The 12099-nt window shown below is 59.3% G+C and carries 10 protein-coding genes and 3 pseudogenes; 4 read left to right on the top strand and 9 right to left on the bottom strand.

Annotated elements, in window-relative coordinates; translation table 11 throughout:
* Positions 1-273: pseudogene (locus Q1J43_RS10110) on the top strand (hemolysin secretion protein D); the annotation flags it as partial.
* Here the strand turns inward: Q1J43_RS10110 and Q1J43_RS10105 are convergent.
* The 3 genes from Q1J43_RS10105 to Q1J43_RS10095 are packed head-to-tail and all read right to left on the bottom strand — an operon-like array spanning position 191 to position 2775.
* Complete coding sequence (locus tag Q1J43_RS10105) at positions 191-754, bottom strand: nucleoside 2-deoxyribosyltransferase (protein WP_301102373.1); 564 nt, start codon at positions 752-754, stop codon at positions 191-193. The pseudogene Q1J43_RS10110 and the gene Q1J43_RS10105 sit on opposite strands and share 83 nt — an antisense overlap.
* Entirely contained in the window at positions 754-2205 is a 1452-nt protein-coding gene (locus tag Q1J43_RS10100; protein WP_301102372.1) for a diguanylate cyclase, read from the bottom strand. Before Q1J43_RS10100 ends, Q1J43_RS10105 begins: the two co-directional genes overlap by 1 nt.
* A gap of 18 nt (positions 2206-2223) precedes the next feature.
* A complete protein-coding gene (locus Q1J43_RS10095; RefSeq protein WP_301102371.1) occupies positions 2224-2775 on the bottom strand; it encodes an NAD(P)H-dependent oxidoreductase in 552 nt (183 codons plus the stop codon).
* Positions 2776-2973: 198 nt separating this feature from the next.
* Here Q1J43_RS10095 and mgtA point away from each other — a divergent pair, with 198 nt between their 5' ends.
* The gene (gene mgtA / locus Q1J43_RS10090) at positions 2974-5526 is read left to right on the top strand and encodes a magnesium-translocating P-type ATPase (RefSeq protein ID WP_301102370.1); all 2553 of its coding nucleotides are present in this window, start codon (positions 2974-2976) and stop codon (positions 5524-5526) included.
* Here the strand turns inward: mgtA and Q1J43_RS10085 are convergent.
* Positions 5447-6838 carry a sodium:proton antiporter gene (locus Q1J43_RS10085; RefSeq protein WP_301102369.1) on the bottom strand — a complete coding sequence of 464 codons (1392 nt, stop codon included), beginning with the start codon at positions 6836-6838 and terminating at the stop codon, positions 5447-5449. The genes mgtA and Q1J43_RS10085 overlap by 80 nt on opposite strands.
* Before the next feature lie 165 nt (positions 6839-7003).
* Between Q1J43_RS10085 and chrA the strand changes: the two genes are divergently transcribed.
* Entirely contained in the window at positions 7004-8353 is a 1350-nt protein-coding gene (gene chrA, locus Q1J43_RS10080; protein ID WP_301102368.1) for a chromate efflux transporter, read from the top strand.
* Between the two features lie 2 nt (positions 8354-8355).
* Positions 8356-9558, top strand: a pseudogene (locus tag Q1J43_RS10075) (MFS transporter); the annotation flags it as partial.
* A gap of 51 nt (positions 9559-9609) precedes the next feature.
* Here the strand turns inward: Q1J43_RS10075 and Q1J43_RS10070 are convergent.
* The 5 genes and pseudogenes from Q1J43_RS10070 to Q1J43_RS10050 all read right to left on the bottom strand — a co-directional run bounded on the left by Q1J43_RS10070 (position 9610) and on the right by Q1J43_RS10050 (position 11948).
* Positions 9610-10311, bottom strand: a complete 702-nt coding sequence (locus tag Q1J43_RS10070) for a VIT family protein (protein ID WP_301102367.1) — start codon at positions 10309-10311, stop codon at positions 9610-9612.
* 69 nt (positions 10312-10380) lie between these two features.
* Positions 10381-10671, bottom strand: a complete 291-nt coding sequence (locus Q1J43_RS10065; RefSeq protein ID WP_301102366.1) for a DUF5615 family PIN-like protein — start codon at positions 10669-10671, stop codon at positions 10381-10383.
* 55 nt (positions 10672-10726) lie between these two features.
* Positions 10727-11314, bottom strand: a pseudogene (locus Q1J43_RS10060) (recombinase family protein).
* On the bottom strand, positions 11308-11697 hold the full coding sequence (locus tag Q1J43_RS10055; protein WP_301102365.1) for a type II toxin-antitoxin system VapC family toxin: 390 nt from the start codon (positions 11695-11697) through the stop codon (positions 11308-11310). Before Q1J43_RS10055 ends, Q1J43_RS10060 begins: the two are co-directional and overlap by 7 nt.
* Positions 11691-11948, bottom strand: coding sequence for a type II toxin-antitoxin system VapB family antitoxin (locus Q1J43_RS10050; protein WP_301102364.1), 258 nt, complete (start codon positions 11946-11948; stop codon positions 11691-11693). The genes Q1J43_RS10055 and Q1J43_RS10050 overlap by 7 nt, the downstream gene beginning before the upstream one ends.
* Between the last annotated feature and the right edge of the window lie 151 nt (positions 11949-12099).

The raw sequence follows: 12099 nt of genomic DNA, 5'->3' as shown, positions 1-12099 counted from the left end.
AAAATCGAGACCTTTCCGTTCACCAAGTACGGCACCATCAACGCCAAGGTGACCCACGTTTCGAACGATGCGGTGAATGACGAAAAGCGGGGGCTGATTTTTCCGGCGCGGGTGAGCCTGGAAAGGTCGACGATCCAGGTGGAGAACAAGACCGTCAATCTGTCACCGGGAATGGCGGTCACCGTGGAAGTCAAGACTGCCCAGCGCCGGGTGATCGAGTATTTCCTGAGTCCCTTGCTTCAGTATAAGGATGAGAGTTTGCGGGAGCGATAAGCAGGCACATCGGCAGAGGTGATGATGCCCGACCGGAGGGAAAGGCAAGGGTGGACAGTTCGGCGACGGCGGTGCCCAGATCGCCGATGACAATACGGCAGGCAAGCGCTAGCATCAGATTGAGCGGCAGGCCGAAATTCTCGACGCGCAGGCCATCGGCATCGCTAACTTTATCTTTTTGTACGCGGCCATCACTGAGATAGCCGATCACCGGCTTGCCCTGGGCGGTGGCGAAACCCACTTCAAAGCAGGTGCCCGAGTCGGGCTCGTGGCCGCGAAAGGCATTGAGATTGGCTAGCACCACATCGGCCGAGCGGATCATCTCGAGGTTGGCATGGTAGATGCCGCTTGCCGTGAGTTCGTCACCATCAATCGGGATCAGCGCCTGTTGCCCGTGCCGTGCCAGCAATGCGCGTACCGTTTCGGCCCAGATACTGGCGTCAGGGCGGAAGATGTCCGGCCCGGCGATATAGACGCGCATCAGGCGACCGGCTGAAGTGGCGTTGGCGTGGCCGATTGACGCCGGGAGTCGAGATAGGGGAAAAACTCTCGATCCGCACCGAGCATGTGCCGGGCGACAAGGTCGTTCGCCAGATACTGGAATAATTCTCCGATGGGCAAGGTTCCAGAATGGAATCTGGCGATCAGGACAGAGGCGCTATCGACGAGCCGGCGGTGAATGGCGGCGTGTTGTGCCGCGTCGGGGTAGCCGGCCGCCGTGATCAATGCTTCCTCGTCCTTGAAGTGCTGGACAACATCGCGAATCAGGGCGTCAATCAGCGCCGCCACTTCATTTGCCGGACGTCCGGAGAGTATTGCGGCGAGCAGGTCATTGGCGTCTCGGAATAATCGTTGGTGCTGAGTGTCAATCAAGGCCAGTCCGCATTCGTACGCCGGATGCCAGGCCAGTTGAACGAAATTCGCCGAGACGTTTTCACCAATGCCGACCCGTTGCGGCGTTTCGGGGGCAATTTGAACCTGGTTGCGGCCGCAGGCTTTGGCACGGTACAGCGCGGCGTCGGCGCGCTTGAACCACTGCTCCCAGTTTTCCCCGCAGATGCATTCGGCAACACCGATGCTGACCGTGAGATGTTTGACCGCCGGAAAAAGCGTTCTGGCGATTGTTTTGTGCAGACGTTCGGCGAGCATCGCCATGCTTGACAAGGTTGTGTTGGGGCTCAGTACAACGAACTCGTCACCACCCCAGCGCGTCAGCGAGTCGGTGATGCGCAGAGTTGCCTGGACTACCGTCGCCAGTTCGGCCAGAACCTGGTCGCCAGCGACATGACCGTGATCGTCGTTGATCAGCTTGAATAAATCGATGTCGATGATCAGCAGGCTTAGTGGGTGGTCGTAGCGTCTCAGGCGCTCCATCTCGTTGAGCACGGTTTCTTCGAGGCGCCGCCGGTTCCAGGCACAGGTCAGCTTGTCGGTACTGGCCAGACGATCGAGTTCGACCAGGGTTCTTTGCAACTCCTGATTGCTTTGCTGTAACCGTTCAAGCGCTTGCCGCATGTCTTCGGCTTCCTCCTGTCGGTTAATGTCAAGCATTATCGTACCGATGGAAAGTATCTCTCCGTCAGCACCCATTACTGGAAATTTGAGCCACAGGCAGTGCAGGCGTTGGCCATTGATCGATAGGTCGAGCTCGTCGCTTGATGCCGCCGCACCGGCGCAGATCTGCTGATCGGAGCAGTAGAGGCGAGCGGCGAGTGCGGGCGGGAAGAGATCGTTGTCGGTCAATTGAGTCATTTGCTCAAGACTTTTGCCAAACAGCGTTTCCAGGGCCTTGCTGACCAGCAAATAGCGGCCGTCAAGCCCCTTGACGCCGATTCCGATGCCTGATGCCTGTGGCATCAACAGCGAGAGCAGCGCCGAGGCGCGGATCACGTGTTCCTTGGCAAAGGTGTAGGAGAGCTCAGCTTTATTCATACAGGTGTCTTGCACTGATCAGGCGACATGTGTTTTCACCCAATTGACGTAACGGTCCATCCAGCCTTGCAGGAATTTTCTGCTCTCGGCGCCGATATTGCCGGCCTCGTCGAACAGGCCTTCCTTGGCCTGAATGAAGGCTTCGGGTTGGCCGAGTGTTGGCACGTCCAGATAGGCCAGAATGTTGCGCAAGTGCTGTTGTGCCAGCGCGCTGCCGATGGCTCCGACCGAAACGCCCAGCACCCCGGCCGGCTTACCGGCCCAGGCGCTCTGACCATATGGGCGCGAAGCGTGGTCGATGGCGTTTTTGAGTACGCCAGGAATGGAACGGTTGTATTCGGCGGTTACGAACAGCAGCCCCTTGGCTGCGGTGATTTCGGCCTTTAAGCGTTTGACCGACGGCGGTGGGGTCGCATCGTCGTCCTGGTTGTAAAGCGGCAGGTCACCAATTTGCACCTGGCTGAACGAGAACTCAGCCGGCGCCAATTTGACAATGGCATCAGCCAGCCGGCGATTGAATGAATCGCGACGCAGGCTGCCGACAATAACGGCAATCGGGTATTGGCTCATGAAAATCTCCTGTAGAGGTGGTATGGGTTTAAAGCAGCTGCAGGTTACACGACATTCCTCGGCACGATGTTCCAGTATAAAGTTTGTCGGTCAAACATGTTCGTTAAAATACGGACTGTATGTTCGGCAGCGCACCGAGGGTGTGGGTTGACCATGCCATCATCGTTCGCGGACAAAACAGCGCCATGGAGATTTTAGATGACGACGATCACCGATGACCATGCGAGTTGGTGGCTGGCACCGCTGTCCGAGCCGCAGGCTGAACTGGCGAGCGATGCTGCCGGCCTGTCGAGTGACGAGGCCAAATCCCGGCTGCAGCGTTTTGGCCTCAACAGCTTCCGCGCGCAGCAGGACAAATCGCTGCTGCGGCAGTATCTGAGTCGCTTCAAAAATCCGTTGGTCATTATCCTGCTGGTGGCCAGTGCGGTATCGGCATTCACCGGGGAAGTCTCCAATTTCATTATTATCAGTTGCATCGTCCTGCTCAGCGTTACCCTTGATTTTGTCCAGGAATACCGCGCCAACAGCGCGGCGGAAAAATTGAGCCGGTCGGTTTCCGTTCGTGCCAGGGTGTTGCGTGACGGTCAGCCGGTCGATATTCCGGTGACCGGGGTGGTTGCCGGCGATCTCGTCGTGCTCAGTGCCGGCGACATGGTTCCTGCCGACGGCCGGGTGCTCGAAGCGCATGATTTTTTCGTCAAGCAGTCGGCATTGACCGGCGAGTCCTACCCGGTTGAAAAGCGGCCCGGCGAGTTGGCGGCGACGGCCAGCGAACTGCAGGAAGCGAGCAACGCGGTGTTCATGGGCACCTCGGTGGTCAGCGGCAGCGCGCGCATGCGGGTGGTGAGGACTGGGGCGGATACGGCCATCGGCGCAATTGCTGACAGCATTTCCCGGCCAGCGGAGCCGAGCTCGTTCGAAATCGGCACCCGACGTTTTGGCGTGCTGATCATGCGTCTGACTGTCATCATGGTGCTCTTCGTTCTGCTGACCAACACTTATTTCCACAAGCCGTGGCTCGATTCCTTCCTGTTTGCCGTGGCGCTCGCCGTCGGGCTGACTCCGGAGTTGTTGCCGATGGTGGTCTCGGTCACGCTGGCGCGCGGCGCCATGCGCATGGCGAAGAAACACATGATCGTTAAACGGCTGTCGGCGATCCAGGATCTGGGCTCGATGGACGTGTTGTGCACCGACAAGACCGGTACCCTGACCGAGGCGAAAATCCGCCTGGAAAAACATGTCGACGCGCAAGGTCAACCTAGCGAACATGTCCTTGAACTGGCCTATTACAATAGTTTTTTTGAAACCGGACTGAAAAGCCCGCTCGATGAAGCCATTCTGGCGCACCAGCACATCGAAACAGGCGCCTGGAAAAAAATCGACGAAGTACCCTTTGATTTCGAGCGCCGCCGCGTCTCGGTGCTGATCGACAACGGCCAGACCCGCTGGCTGGTGGTCAAGGGTGCGCCCGACGAGATCGTCGCGCTATGCACACAGTATGAAGTGCAGGGCGAGGCCACGCCGCGTGCGCTCGATGCGGCGGCGCTAGAGACGATTCGCACGCAGTACCACGCGCTTGAGGAAGAAGGCTACCGGGCGCTGGGCATCGCCTGGCGACAGGTGTCGCAGGACCATCCGCATGCCGTGGTCAGCGACGAAAGCGAACTGGTGCTCGCCGGTTTTGCTGCCTTCCTGGATCCGCCCAAGGCCAGCGCCGCCTCGGCGTTGGCCGCTCTTGACCGGATCGGTGTGGCGATCAAGATCGTCACCGGCGACAGTGACCTCGTGACCCGGCATGTCTGCGCGCAGTTGAAAATTCCGGTGAGCGGACTGCTCACCGGCAAGGAAATTGCCCAGCTCGACGATTACGCGCTACAGGCTCGCGCCGAAACGACGAACCTGTTCTGCCGCGTCAATCCAGCGCAGAAAGACCGGGTGATCCTGGCGCTCAAGGCGCGCGGCCATGTCGTCGGCTACCTCGGCGACGGCATTAACGACGCCCCCTCGCTGCATTCGGCGGATGTCGGACTGTCCGTTGATTCGGCCGTCGACGTGGCCAAGGAGGCGGCCGACATGATTCTCCTGAAACCCGATTTGCATGTGTTGCATGCTGGTGTTCTCGAAGGGCGGCGGACCTTTGGCAACATCATGAAGTACATCATGATGGGCACCAGTTCCAACTTCGGCAATATGTTCAGCATGGCCGGCGCAGCGCTGTTCCTGCCCTTCCTGCCGATGTTGCCGACGCAGATCCTGCTCAACAACATTCTTTACGACATCTCTGAAATCCCGATTCCGCTGGACAAGGTGGACGCGGCCGATATTCACTCGCCGCGCGTTCTGGACATGAACTTCGTGCGCAATTTCATGCTGGTGATCGGGCCGATCAGTTCGCTGTTCGACTTCCTGACCTTCTACGTCATGCTCACGGTCCTGCAGGCCGACGAGAAGTTGTTCCAGACGGGCTGGTTCGTCGAATCGCTGTGCACCCAGGTGCTGGTCATCTTCATCATCCGCACCCACGGCAACCCCCTGAAAAGTCGTGCCCATCCGTTGCTGGCCCTGACCTCACTGATCGTTGTCGCCAGCGCTGTGCTGCTGCCGTTTACCCCGATCGGAAGCTATTTCGGCTTTGTTCCGCCACCGGCAAAGTTTTATCTGATCCTCGGCATCATGGTGCTGGTTTATCTTTTTGTCGTCGAACTGGCCAAGCGGGGCTTTTACCGTTGGGCCGCTGTAGCAGGCCGATAGCTGCTTGACGGCGTTCTTTTCGGCGCAGGTAGAGGCTCATCAGCGGGGTCACCGAGATTCCGTGCAGTACGATGGAGACGGCGACCACGGTCAGTGTGAGGGCGCTGATCTCAGCGGCCAGTGCGCGCGGCAGACCATGGTTGATGGCGTACATCAGGTAGTAGATCGAACCAATGCCGCGGATGCCGAACCAGGACATCAGGATGCGCTGATCGCGCGATACTGGCGCGCCGAGCAGGCCAAGCCATACCGCCAGCGGGCGGACAATGAAAAACAGGAGCAGGACCAGCCACAGCGCATTGGCCGGGAGGTAGCTATAGGACAACATGCCGCCGACCACGAGAACGATTGCCACTTCGGCAATCCGCTCCAGTTGTTCGTTGAAGCCCTGTACTTCCTGACGCATGAAGGCGCTGGCATGGTCCGCATGGGTGGCCAGGGTCTCCTTGCTCTGCTTGTTCTGCAGTCCGGTTTCCGGTATGGCCGAAGACGCGTCCTTTCCTGATCGTTCCTTTACCCGTTGCAGGGCGAGTCCAGCGGCGAAAACGGCGAGGAAGGCATTGCTTTGGCAGAAGGTGGCAAGCCCGTAAGCCAGTGCGATAAGTCCCAGCGCGAGGAATTCGTCGAGTCCGACCGACTCCTGGTGGCGGCTGCGCAGGTAAACCACCAGCTTGCCGATCAGCGTACCCAGTGCGCTGCCGATTAGCAGGCCACCGCTGATCGCCCACAGTACGTCGATCAGCAGCCAGCGCCAGCCCCAAGAGCCCAGATCGTTGAGGCCGAGCAGGCCGAGGCCGAGCATGACGAAGGGGAAGGCGGCGCCGTCGTTCAAGCCGCCTTCGCCGGTCAGGCTAAAGCGCAGGCGGTCGCGATCGCCAGCCTCGAGGACCTGGACATCGGAGGCCAGTACCGGGTCGGTGGGCGCGATAATCGCCCCAAGCAGGACCGCAGCACCCAGCGAAAGACCTAGGCTCTGCGTTCCGATCAGGGCTATCAGCGCCACCGTAATCGTCATTGAAACGATGGCCAGCCGCACCGGCAAACGCCAGCTCCGGTCCGAAAACGGAAGGCCGAGCTTGAGACCAACAGCGAACAGGGAAATGAGCACCGCCACTTCGGACACCTTTTCCAGAATCGCCGAATAACGCAGTGGATCGGGGGCCATCAGATCAAGCCCGGCCGGGCTTAGTCCGTAGCCCGCGACAAGATAGAGCAGGGCGGTACTTATCGGCAGTCGCCGGAGCAAGGTTCCCGCCAGTGCCATGGTGATCAATAGGGTGCCGACGATCAGCGCCCAGAGTGCAAATGTCATAGAGTCTCAGAGTCTGCGACCGATTGGCCGCGCTGAAATTGTTTACGAATTAACTGGCGCAGGGTAGCAAAGGTGGCTTCATGTCTTCAGTGCGCTGGCGCGCATAGGCCGGCCCGTGCTACCTTGCCCTCCATCAAAGCCCTTGGTTGCGCTTCAGAAGAAACGATGAATAATCCAATCCCATTAGAAGATGCGCCTCGCCAACCCGCTTTCTGGGAAGCCTTCCGCTTCTGGCTCAAACTCGGCTTCATCAGTTTTGGTGGGCCTGCCGGGCAGATTTCCATCATGCATCAGGAACTGGTTGAGAGCAGGCGCTGGATTTCTGAACAACGTTTCCTGCACGCGCTCAACTACTGCATGGTGCTGCCTGGTCCGGAAGCCCAGCAACTGGCGACCTACATTGGCTGGCTGATGCACCGCACCTGGGGTGGCATTGTGGCTGGCGGCCTATTCGTGCTGCCCTCGTTGTTTATCCTGATTGCACTCTCCTGGGTCTATATCACCCTTGGCGAAATGCCGCTGGTCGCCGGGCTGTTTTACGGCATCAAACCCGCCGTTACGGCCATTGTGCTTCAGGCAGCACACCGTATCGGTTCGCGTGCCTTGAAGAACAGCACGCTTTTGGTAATCGCAGCGGTCTCATTCGTTGCCATCTTTGCGGCTAATGTTCCGTTCCCCGCCATCGTCGTAGCCGCTGCCTTGCTTGGCTACATCGGCGGACGCGTCGCACCTGAGAAGTTCAAGGCAGGTGGCGGGCATGGCAAGGCCGACAAGTCTTTTGGCCGAGCGCTGATTGATGATGACACGCCGACACCGTCCCATGCGGTATTCAAGTGGTCCTACCTGATAAAGGTGCTTGTCGTCGGCGCGCTGCTTTGGCTGATTCCCATGTGCTACCTGACCGCAGTCTACGGCTGGGAACACACCCTGACACAGATGGGCTGGTTTTTTACCAAGGCAGCCTTGCTTACTTTTGGTGGCGCCTATGCCGTATTGCCCTATGTCTACCAAGGAGCCGTTGAGGCTTATGGCTGGCTGACCCCCCTTCAGATGATCGACGGGCTGGCGCTGGGCGAGACGACCCCGGGACCACTGATCATGGTGGTGGCGTTTGTCGGCTTTGTCGGTGGCTATGTCAAAGCAGTATTCGGTCTGGACAGCCTGTTCCTGGCTGGTGCGGTGGCGGCGTCACTGGTCACCTGGTTCACTTTTCTGCCGTCCTTCATCTTCATCCTGGCTGGCGGGCCACTAATCGAAACGACCCATAACGACCTGAAATTCACTGCACCACTGACCGCGATCACAGCCGCCGTGGTTGGCGTCATCCTTAATCTGTCCCTATTTTTCGGCTATCACGTCCTCTGGCCCAAGGGATTTGCCGGTACCTTCGACGGAGTCTCCGCCCTCATTGCTCTGGTGGCCGCCATTGCGTTGTTCCGCTTCAAACAAAACGTAATCCACGTGATCGCTGCTTGTGCCATGCTTGGTCTCACCGTCAAAACTTTGCTTTATTAGATATGCCACCTTGGAATTCCCATGTTCGATCAAGTCTTGAAGTGATCTGTCACTGGTTGCTGCCCAAAGGCGTTGATGGCATCGCATTACCGCTACTGATCGGGAGGGCGTTGCGTGCCTTCGCCGACGGCTATGTGGCCGTGCTCCTGCCGGCCTATTTGCTGGCGCTTGGGTTCGGTACCTGGGAGGTCGGGGTGCTGGCCACAGCCACCTTGCTCGGTTCTGCACTGGCTACGCTAGCGGTGGGTGCCTGGGGGCAGCGTTTCCATCATCGAAGCCTGCTGCTCGGGGCAGCACTGCTGATGGCTGTGACCGGTTTCGCCTTCGCCGTCGGTTCGGCTTTCTGGCCACTGCTGGTGATCGCCTTCGTCGGTACCCTCAACCCCAGTTCTGGCGACGTTAGCCTGTTCCTGCCCCTTGAGCATGCCCGGCTGGCTGAAGCTGCCCACAACGAAGCGCGCACGGCCTTGTTCGCCCGCTACAGCTTGCTTGGCGCATTGTTTGCGGCCCTCGGCGCTTTAGCTAGCGCATTTCCTGATCGCCTCGTAAGCCTTGCGGGAATAGGCCAGCTTGAGGCGCTGCGAATGATGTTTATGCTCTACGGGCTGACTGGCTGTGCCGTCTGGCTGCTCTATCGTCGGTTGCCAGAACCACTGGCCGGGGAAACACGTGCACCGATAGCACTGGGCCCGTCACGCAGTATTGTTGTGCGGCTTGCAGCCCTGTTCTCGGTGGACTCTTTCGCCGGTGGGCTGGTGGTTAATTCGCTGTTGGCCCTCTGGTTTTTCAAGCGTTTCGATCTATCGCTGGCAGCTATCGGCATGTTTTTTTTCTGGTCCGGATTACTGACCGCCATCTCGCAGCTGCTTGCACCGCATCTGGCCAGACGAATCGGCCTACTCAATACCATGGTGTTTACCCACATCCCGGCCAGTCTGTGTTTGATAGCTGCCGCGTTCACCGACACTCTCGAAACTGTACTGGGTCTCCTGCTAATACGTTCGCTACTCTCGCAAATGGACGTTCCAGTCCGAGCTGCATTTGTCATGGCGGTAGTCACCCCGGAAGAAAGAATTGCGGCTGCCAGTTTTACCGCAGTACCACGCAGCCTGGCCTCGGCAGCCAGCCCGACCCTTGGTGGCGCGCTGTTCGCAGCCGGTTGGCTGGCAGCTCCCCTGGTGGCCTGCGGACTATTGAAGATTGCGTATGACCTGGCTCTTTGGCAAGCCTTTCGGAAGGTCAAGTCGGGTGGGGAATCAAACAACAGCGCCGAACAATGCGCCGACCCCGGCAGTAATTGCCATGGCCAGCGCACCCCAGAAGCTGACGCGCCAAGCGCCGGTCAGCATGTTGGCGCCACCTGCCCGAGCGGCGATCCCGCCAAGCAGAGCGAGAAAGACGAGCGAACTGGCCGCGACTGCGGGAATCAGTAGCCGTGCGGAGCTAAGCGCCGTCACCGTCAGCGGCAGCAGGGCGCCGACGGCGAAACTGGCGGCCGACGCCAGAGCGGCCTGAACCGGCTGCGCGTTGAGAGTCTCCGAGATGCCCAGTTCGTCGCGCGCGTGGGCGCCCAGGGCGTCGTGCTGCATCAACTGTTCGGCGACCTGATGCGCCAGATCGGGCGCCAGCCCGCGTTTGACGTAGATGGCCGCCAGTTCGTTGTGTTCGGCCTCCGGATTTCTTTCGAGTTCGGCGCGTTCGCGTGACAGGTCGGCGTTTTCGGTATCAGCCTGTGAATGGACAGAAACATACTCGCCAGCAGCCATCGACATAGCTCCAGCCACCAGCGCCGCGACGCCGGTGAGCAGGATGCTGGAATGACTGGCGCTAGCCGCAGCCACACCGACCACCAGGCTGGCCGTAGACACAATGCCATCGTTGGCGCCGAGTACGGCGGCGCGCAACCAGCCGATGCGATCGGTGCGGTGACGCTCGGTGTGGCGGCGTGACGAAGTCATGATTTTTGGATTCCGGCGAAATTTTTGACGCTGCGGCCAAACCGAACACGGGCGCAGCCGACCAATATATCAGCTTCGTGGTTGAAGCGGCAGCACGTGCAGACGCGTGCGGTTCGGATCAACGGTGATCAACGCACCTTCTTCCAACTCAACCGTCATCTGCTGCAAGGCCGCGACGACCTGCGTGCCGATGACGTCCGGGCTGACATCCTCGGCACGAATCTGCACGACGCTAGGCTTGTCACCGTGCGTCGCAGCCAAGATCGCGCCGAGGCTTGACCAGTGCGCCGCTTCAACGCCGGCATCGGACAGCACTTTGACCCAACGCGGTGACAGGTTCATGTCGACGAGCAGTTTCATGCGATGGCCAGCGTGACCTCGCGTTCTTCGGACCGCCATGCGGCATAACGAAGGATTAGTGTTCCAACTGTTCCAGTTCTTGCGCCGTCTGACGCGCAGCAGGCAGATAGCGGTACAACGTGGATGACCCGACGCCAAGCCGGCGCGCCACGTCCTCGACGGTAATCTCCGGATCGGCCAGCAAGGCGCGCGCCTGCTTCAAGTCCTTCTCAGCCAATGCACGCGAACGCCCGCCCTTGCGGCCGCGCGTTCGCGCGGCATCGAGGCCGACCCGGGTGCGTTCGCGGATAATTTCCCTCTCGAACTCGGCAATGGCGCCAAACACCGTAAAAATAAGGCGACCACCGGTAGTGGTAGTATCGATATCCTGTGTCAATGCCTTCAGTCCGATGCTCCGCTGCGCCAATCCTTCCACGGTGTCGAGCAATTGGCGGGTGGAACGGGCGAGTCGATCCAGCTTCTAAATTACCAGTGTATCGCCGGCGCGCATGAAATCCAGGGCAGCCTGGAGTTCCGGCCGTTCACGCTTGGCCCCGCTCGCCGTTTCCACAAAAATACGCTCGTAACCGGTTTCATTCAGCGCATCCAGTTGCAGATGGGGTTTCTGGTCGCGCGTGGAAACGCGGGCGTAGCCAATCAACATTTTTCAATGTCCGTCTGTGCGAAATCGTTGCCGACAAACAGCAACGGTTCATCGAGAGCTTTGGCCAGCGAGTAGACTGCGCAATCGCCCAGGTTCAGTTGGGCCGGGTGTCCTTGCACTTTGCCGTAGCGCTGAAAAGCCTCATCGGCGAGACGTGCCTGCTGTTCGTCGAATGGCATGACGATTGCGCCAATTTCTTCCAGAAACCGTTGCAGCTTGCCCGGCATGGTGTGATGTTCACGCGCCCGCACCACGATGTTGGCTTCCAGCAGGCTCACTGCCGATATACGACACACCTTGTGCGCTTCCAATGCGGCGACAATCCGCTCGCGCTCCGGCTCATGTTTCAGCCAGGCCAGTACGGCGGAAGTGTCAATCACCATATGCCGTGCTCGTTGTACCCCAGGATGTCGTTATCAGTACGGCTACCCGCTGGTGGTCGCGGCAACGCATCGACCTCACGCGCCAGCACGGCAAGCCGTTCGCGTAGCGGCTGTTTCTTGGCGACCAGTCCACGTATGCCGGCCAAGGACAACAAGCTTTCACGCACCACTTCGGTGATGCTTACGCCCTCTGCCTTGGCGAGTTGCTGTGCCAGCCGTTCCATTTGCAAGTCTTCGATCACAATAGCCATGTCATTCTCCCATTACTCATGGATACCATCGCTCTGGAGAGTGACAAGTTCTCCCCCTTCAGATCGTTTCTTTGGCGAGTCGGAGATTGGATAGTTCTGTTCCCAGCTCGATCCATCGGTCGATGAGAAGCTTCATGCGTTCGTAGTTTTT

Origin of the sequence: Propionivibrio sp. (assembly GCF_029255185.1) — a bacterium.
In the GTDB taxonomy this organism is placed as follows: Bacteria; Pseudomonadota; Gammaproteobacteria; order Burkholderiales; family Rhodocyclaceae; genus Propionivibrio.
The sequence above is the reverse complement of the archived record's forward strand: the minus strand, read 5'-3'. Positions and strand labels throughout refer to the sequence as shown.